Source organism: Ilumatobacter nonamiensis YM16-303 (genome assembly GCF_000350145.1).
GTDB lineage: Bacteria > Actinomycetota > Acidimicrobiia > Acidimicrobiales > Ilumatobacteraceae > Ilumatobacter_A > Ilumatobacter_A nonamiensis.
On record NZ_BAOL01000080.1, the window covers coordinates 37,766 to 44,138 of the forward strand.

Below are 6,373 nucleotides of genomic sequence, written 5' to 3' on the forward strand. Positions count from 1 at the left end.
GGTGCTGCGTCGCTGCGGTCGGGCACCCGCGCGATGCAGCTCGCTCCACCGGCGCGCCGATCAGCTGGCACCGCTGCCCGCCGCGACCACCACGAAGGTCCGCGCCACGATGTGCAGATCGTGACGCAGGCTCCAGTTGTCGACGTAGTAGAGATCGAGGCGCTTGTACTGGGCGAACGACACGTTGCTCCGCCCCGACACCTGCCACAGGCCCGTGATCCCCGGCAGGACGCGCAAACGGTCGTGCAGGTCGTCGCTCCATTGTGCGACTTCCGAGAGGAGCGCCGGCCGCGGGCCGACGACGCTCATCTCGCCGCGGATCACATTCCAGAACTGCGGGATCTCGTCGATCGAAAACTTCCGCAGCACCCGGCCGACGGAGGTGACGCGTGGATCCGAGCGGATCTTGAACAGCGCACCGTCTGACTCGTTGGCGCCCTCGAGCTGATCGCGACGTTGCTCCGCATCGACGACCATCGTTCGGAGCTTGATGATCTCGAACGGTTGCCCGTCGCGACCGACTCGCTGCTGTCTGAAGCACACCGGCCCACCGGTTTCGACCCAGATCGCCATCGCCGATGCGAGCAACACCGGGGCCGTGACGAGCAGTCCGAGCGCGGCAAAGAGGACGTCGAACGTCCGCTTGGCGATCCTGCGCCATCCGTCACGGATCGTCGGTTCGATGTACAGCAGTGCACGGCCGTCGAGTTCCTGCAGGCGGATCCGCCGGCTCGCGATGTCGGTCAGCGACGACACCATCGTGACATGCACCCCGCGATCGGTGAGCTTTCGTGCGAGCCCATTGAGTGCCGCCGGGCGGATGGTTCGGGGTGACAGGATGACATTGTCGACTCCCGTTTCGTCGAGCACCGCCATGACATCATCGACGCCACCGAGCACCGTGACGCCCCCGCGGGATCCCAGGTCGTCGGGGCCGACGAATCCGATCGGTTCGTAGCCCAGCTCGGGATTTCGGCGCATGGCGTGGACGAGACTGATGCAGTCCGAGTCCGTCCCCACGACGAGGATTCGACGGACGAGCCGTCCCGAAGCACGAAGTCCCACGAACACACGATTCGCGACCCTGCGCTCGGCGCCGAGCGCCGCGATGGTGCACACCACGATGAGCACGACCCAGAGCCGCGAGAGCTCGATCACTTTGAGGACGAAGGCCAAGGAAGTGATCGACAATCCGCCGATCACGCACGCTGTCGCGATGTTCCGGAGTTCGTCCGCAGCGGCGCGATTCGCTCGAGCGATGTAGAGACGCGACCCCACCATCGCGATCATCCAGATCGGAATCGAGAGGACGAGCAGAATCAGCTGATTCTGGGTGTTTCGTTCCGAGACGGGTTTCGCGATCGCCTGGATGAGAAAAGCCAACGCACAGCCGACGACGACGGCACCCACGTCGGCGACGAAGAGCAGCATTCGTGCACGCGACGGTGACACGGCTCGATCCGCGACGCCGACCGGGCCCACCGGTGGGGACGGTCGTGGCGGCGCAGGCGTCGCTGACGCCGACCAGTCGCGATCCGCGGCTCGGATGACGGTTCGCGTTCGTCGAGCGCCGTGTCTGGCCTGCGGACGATCGACCGTCAGCACGCGCCGCCGAGTCGTCGAGTCAGCCGTCACAACCGACCGCATCGAGCCACTCGTTCACCGATCACGCTCCTCAACATCTCGACCTCGAATGTGCGGTACCAACGTTCCGCCCGACACGTTTGCTAGCACCGACGTGTACGTCGATCGAGATGCCGGCTCGGAAGTAACGCTCTGTTCACGCACCCGATTCGCAACGTTCGATTGTGCTGTGTCCGTGGACACACCACTGGCGTGTACGGTGGTGGCCTCAGCGCGCAGGGTGGTCGCCCCGGTTGCCGGGGCGGACCGTGATGAATCGTCAGGCCAGGGTCTGCGTCTTGCCCTCGATGAAGGTGGGCGTGAGTTCGAAACTCGCCCAGCGCCGGCCCGCATCGAGGGCGGCGTCGATGCCCGCGATGAACCGGTCCGCGCCGTCACCGAGGTAGTGACGGGCGGCGGCACCGATGTCGGTGTCCATGTCGAAGTCGACCTCGCGCACCGGGCCCTCCAACGTGACGTACCGGGCGAGTGGAACGGAATGTTCGTGAACGCACAGACTCGCTCGACCACGAGACCTCAATGCGGCCACCTTGGCCGAGGTCGTCGGGCTCTGGAAGCGGGCCACTCCGTCGACCCAGCAGAACCAGATCGGGGTCCCCATCGCTCGACCCGAACCCAGCACCACGCTCAGCACCGCGTCACGCGGTTCGGCCAGGAACGCGTCGATCTCGTCGCGGGTCATCGCCGCCACAACTGCCGCCCGGACTACCGGTTGCCGCCGTTGACAAGCAGCGTCTGTCCGGTGACCCACGACGCCGCATCCGAGGCGAGGAACACGACCGCGTTCGCGACGTCGTCGGGAGTTCCCAACCGGCCGAGCGGCACACCGAGCTTCTTGCCGAGCGTCGGGATGTCCTCCTCCGACGCGCCGAAGAACTCCATGAACACCTCGGTCGGAACCGGTCCCGGCGCCACACCGTTGACGCGAATCCCGCGCGGGGCGAGCTCGGTCGACATCGTGCGCGTGAGACTGTCGACGCCGGCCTTCGCGACCGCGTACGGACCGTTGTTCGGCGACGGCTTCAATGCCGCACCCGACGAGATGTTGATGATCGAACCACCATCGTCGAGCACTCGCGCTGCGGCCCGCGAGCCGGTGAAGACCGCGCGCAGATTGAGGTCGAGCTGGTAGTCCCACTGGCGATCCGGCATGTCGGCGAGATGTCGCGGTGTCCGGTCGTCGGCACCGCCGGCGTTGCTGACCCAGATCGTCACCTGACCCATCTCGTCCTTGGCGCGATCGGCCAGGTCATCGACGAACGCACCGTCGGTGATGTCACCCGGGATCGCCAGGGCGCGGCGGCCGAGCGCACGAACCTTCTCGGCAACGGCATCGATCTCGTTCTGTCGACGCGCCGTGAGCACGACATCGCATCCGGCCTCGGCGAGCCCGACCGCGATTCCCTCCCCGATCCCGCGTCCGGCGCCGGTGACGACGGCGACGTGGCCATCCAATGCGAAGCGATCGAGGATGCTCATCCCGGAACCTCCACGACCTTCACCGAACCGGTCGAACCGTCGATCTCGATGGTCGCGCCGTCGGGAATTCGCTTCGTTGCGTCGACGACCGAGACCGCGCATGGAAGGCCGAGCTCGCGGCACATGATCGCCGCGTGGCTCGCGACGGCGCCGACGTCGACCACCACCCCCTCGGCAGCGAGGAAGAGCGGCACCCATGACGGATCGGTCGTCGGCGCAACCATGATGTCGCCGGGTCCGATCGCCCCCGGATCCGACGGATCGAGGATCACCCGAGCGGTTCCCGTGACGACTCCGGGCGAACCCATCGTCCCCTGCAGCACCTCGCCGGGTGACGCGACCGACGCCACTCCCCCGCCCCGCTTCGCCCACGTCGAGATCGGCGGCACACCCTCCTCGAGTTTGACGATGTAGGGCGGCTCCAGCGTCTGCAGCAGCGCGAACGTCGTCTCTCGCTCGCGGATCGTGGCGACCATCGATGCGGGATCGACGAGAAAGCCATCGACCTCGTCGTCGAGCAGCATGAAGATCTGCTGCGGATCGTCGAGGACCCCATCGGCGACGCACCGTGCGCCGACCTCGGTCAGCGCGAGCTTCGCCTCGTGGATCAGCCGGATGCACGCGTTCTTGCCCATCTCGCGCATTCCGTAGAACACCGCAGCCGATGCGATCCCCGCGTGCAGACCGCCGTGCGCCTCGGGATCACCGGCGACGATCTCGAGCAGTTCAGCGGTCAACCGCTCCCGCTCGGCGACACCTCGCACATGGGCATCGCCGGGGGATTTCGCGTCGTCCTGATGTCGCATTCGTTCGAGCATCCCGAGCGCGAGCGACGGCTTCGTCGTCCACGAGTGTGCCCGCAGGTCCCATTCGTTGGGCCCGCGGTGGCCGTGAACGGCGATCAAGTCGGCCCACGCGTCGAGGAAGCCCACCGCGTCGTCGTTCCCCGAAGCGGTGAGGCGGTCGAGCAACCCGTCGACCCCGGCATCGAACTCGTCCATCAGGAACGGGGAGTCCTTGACGCGGCGGGACAGTTCCCACATGACGACCCCGGCATCGGCCGATTCGACACCACCGATCGCAGTCATCACCTTGACCGCGTCGTCTCCGCGACCGATGGCTTCGCAGATCGCCTGGACGGCACCGGGCCCGAGGGACGCGGCGAGCGCCGACTGACAGTACGCGGTCCATGCCCAGTCGAGGTCGGGACCGGCGAGCTGACGCGCGCGAGCGACGAGGTCGGCGTTCGACATCGCCGACAGATCCGGACGATCACGAACCACGTCGAGCGCGTAGCGTGACGCTTCCTCCTGAGCCGGGAACTCGGCCGTGCTCATCGCCCACGCCATCGACTCGGCCAGTTTCCGGCTGGCTGCCTCGTTCTCGTCGTCCGGATGCGGCGTGTACTTCGGCACTCCCGGCCGATCGCCGAAGTACGCGAGGTCGATCGCCGCAGGGCTGGCGCCGGGCATCCGAACGCCCATCACACGGGGCAGCGACAGTTGGTTGTAGAAGTAGCCACCCCAGTTGCCGAACACCTCGGGGGGATCGACCGCGTACTCTTCCGGTTCGAGCACGCCGAACGCGCAGTAGCCGTTCGCCACGCCGGGAACGCATCCCTTCGCCCACCCGAGGCTCCACCCGAGCGGGCTGAACGGCTCGGGTCCGACCTCGTCGGCGTTGGCCCGTGTGTAGTACGGAAAGCGCGTGCTGATCTCGGTGTCGGTGATCCACGTGTCGACGGATTCGGTCATGTGTCGGTTCCCCCTCAATTCCCCTGGTCGACGGTGATGTCCACGCGCTCTCGTCGCTCCACCGGACGGCGTGCGGTTCGTGGCGCGTGCCGCCGACCAGCGAAACTTAACGGGTCGTCGGTATCTCCGAGGACGCGGAGCGACGAGCGGTGTGGAGGCCACGGTGGACGCAACAATGGACGAATCCCTCATCGAGCGGATCCGTCGCGACATGGCGTTCGAGTTCGACCGCACCGCTCCTCCCGAGGGTTTCCCGGCCTTCCACGACATCTCGACCGACCGCCACACGAGCGACCTGTTCCACGAGCTCGAACGGGAGCACCTGTGGACGAGAACCTGGGTGATCGGCGGGCGCGTCGAAGACGTCCCGAATCCCGGCGACTACATGACGTTCGACGATCTCGGTGTCCCACTCCTGATCGTGCGGGGCACGGACGGCGAGATCCGCTGCTTCTACAACACGTGTCAGCACCGCGGTGCTCCGGTCGTCCGAGAAGAACGGGGGTCGTCACGACGGCTGCGCTGCCAGTACCACTCGTGGACGTACGAGGTCGACGGAGGGACCCTCGTGTCGATCCCCGACGAACGCGATTTCGTCGACCTCGACTGGGAGCAGCGCTGCCTCCCGCGTGCGAACTGCGACACCTACGGCGGGTTCATCTTCGTCAACCGCGACCTCGACGCGACACCGCTCGGCGACTGGATCGCACCGCTCCGACCGATGCTCGATCCGTTCCAGACGACGGCGCTCCGCGAGGTCTACCGCGAGTCGCGCATCGTGCCGTGCAACTGGAAGGTGACCGCCGAGGCGTTCCTCGAGGTGTACCACTTCCGCCACATCCACTCCCACAACGGCGTCAGCGTGCTCGACAACCGAGGGGCGGCAATGGGCCTGTACCCGCATGGCCACAGCCGGATGATCACGCCGTACTCGAAGCAGAACGTGGAGCGCTCCGGCATGGCGGCGTGGGACGACTGGAAGTACGTCGATCAACCCGGAATGCGCACGATCGACACGGTTCCGGCGATGGTCGACTGCACCAGCTCGGCCGTCAGCATCTTCCCGAACACGATCATTCCGCTCGGGCGGATCGGGTTTCCGATCAACATCTTCTGGCCCGTCGACAAGAACACCACCCGACTGGATTGGATCTACTACGCACTCCCGCCCGGAGGCGAGGACCGGTTCCCCGACGAACTCAGCGACGACTGGAAGTCGCGTCGTTCCGTCTACAACCAGATCATGGCCGAAGACGAGATGAACATGGCTCCGATGCAGCGATCGATGGAGTCGCCGGCCCTGACCGGCATCCCGATCAACTACCAGGAACGTCGGATCTGGCACCTCCACGAGGAGATCGACCGGATCATCGGCACCGAGAACATCCCCGAGCACCTCCGCATGGAGCCGTTGCTCGATCCGTACGTCGAGCGTTGACCCGGGCTGCGGTGCCATCCGGTGTCTGCGGTGCCATCCGGTGTCTGACACCGGATGG

At 66.4% G+C, this 6,373-nt stretch carries 5 protein-coding genes; 1 reads left to right on the forward strand and 4 read right to left on the reverse strand.

Going from position 1 to position 6,373, the window contains the following annotated elements; translation table 11 throughout:
• Positions 1-60: 60 nt before the first annotated feature.
• The 4 genes from ON45_RS09495 to ON45_RS09510 form a co-directional block, all read right to left on the reverse strand.
• A complete protein-coding gene (locus ON45_RS09495) occupies positions 61-1,431 on the reverse strand; it encodes a sugar transferase (RefSeq protein WP_083914694.1) in 1,371 nt (456 codons plus the stop codon).
• A gap of 472 nt (positions 1,432-1,903) precedes the next feature.
• On the reverse strand, positions 1,904-2,326 hold the full coding sequence (locus ON45_RS21340) for a pyridoxamine 5'-phosphate oxidase family protein (protein WP_148288612.1): 423 nt from the start codon (positions 2,324-2,326) through the stop codon (positions 1,904-1,906).
• 23 nt (positions 2,327-2,349) lie between these two features.
• Positions 2,350-3,123 carry an SDR family NAD(P)-dependent oxidoreductase gene (locus ON45_RS09505; protein ID WP_083914688.1) on the reverse strand — a complete coding sequence of 258 codons (774 nt, stop codon included), beginning with the start codon at positions 3,121-3,123 and terminating at the stop codon, positions 2,350-2,352.
• Entirely contained in the window at positions 3,120-4,877 is a 1,758-nt protein-coding gene (locus ON45_RS09510; protein ID WP_051062809.1) for a PEP-utilizing enzyme, read from the reverse strand. The genes ON45_RS09505 and ON45_RS09510 overlap by 4 nt, the downstream gene beginning before the upstream one ends.
• 175 nt (positions 4,878-5,052) lie before the next feature.
• On the opposite strand from ON45_RS09510, the gene ON45_RS22645 reads away from it, so the two are divergent.
• On the forward strand, positions 5,053-6,315 hold the full coding sequence (locus ON45_RS22645) for an aromatic ring-hydroxylating oxygenase subunit alpha (RefSeq protein ID WP_040493413.1): 1,263 nt from the start codon (positions 5,053-5,055) through the stop codon (positions 6,313-6,315).
• The last annotated feature ends 58 nt before the right edge of the window (positions 6,316-6,373 follow it).

Coding starts and splice junctions, on each gene's coding strand:
- ON45_RS21340 (WP_148288612.1), bottom strand. CDS start 2,326: ATGACCCGCGACGAGATCGACGCGTTCCTGGCCGAACCGCGTGACGCG.
- ON45_RS09505 (WP_083914688.1), bottom strand. CDS start 3,123: ATGAGCATCCTCGATCGCTTCGCATTGGATGGCCACGTCGCCGTCGTC.
- ON45_RS09495 (WP_083914694.1), bottom strand. CDS start 1,431: ATGCTGCTCTTCGTCGCCGACGTGGGTGCCGTCGTCGTCGGCTGTGCG.
- ON45_RS22645 (WP_040493413.1), top strand. CDS start 5,053: ATGGACGAATCCCTCATCGAGCGGATCCGTCGCGACATGGCGTTCGAG.
- ON45_RS09510 (WP_051062809.1), bottom strand. CDS start 4,877: ATGACCGAATCCGTCGACACGTGGATCACCGACACCGAGATCAGCACG.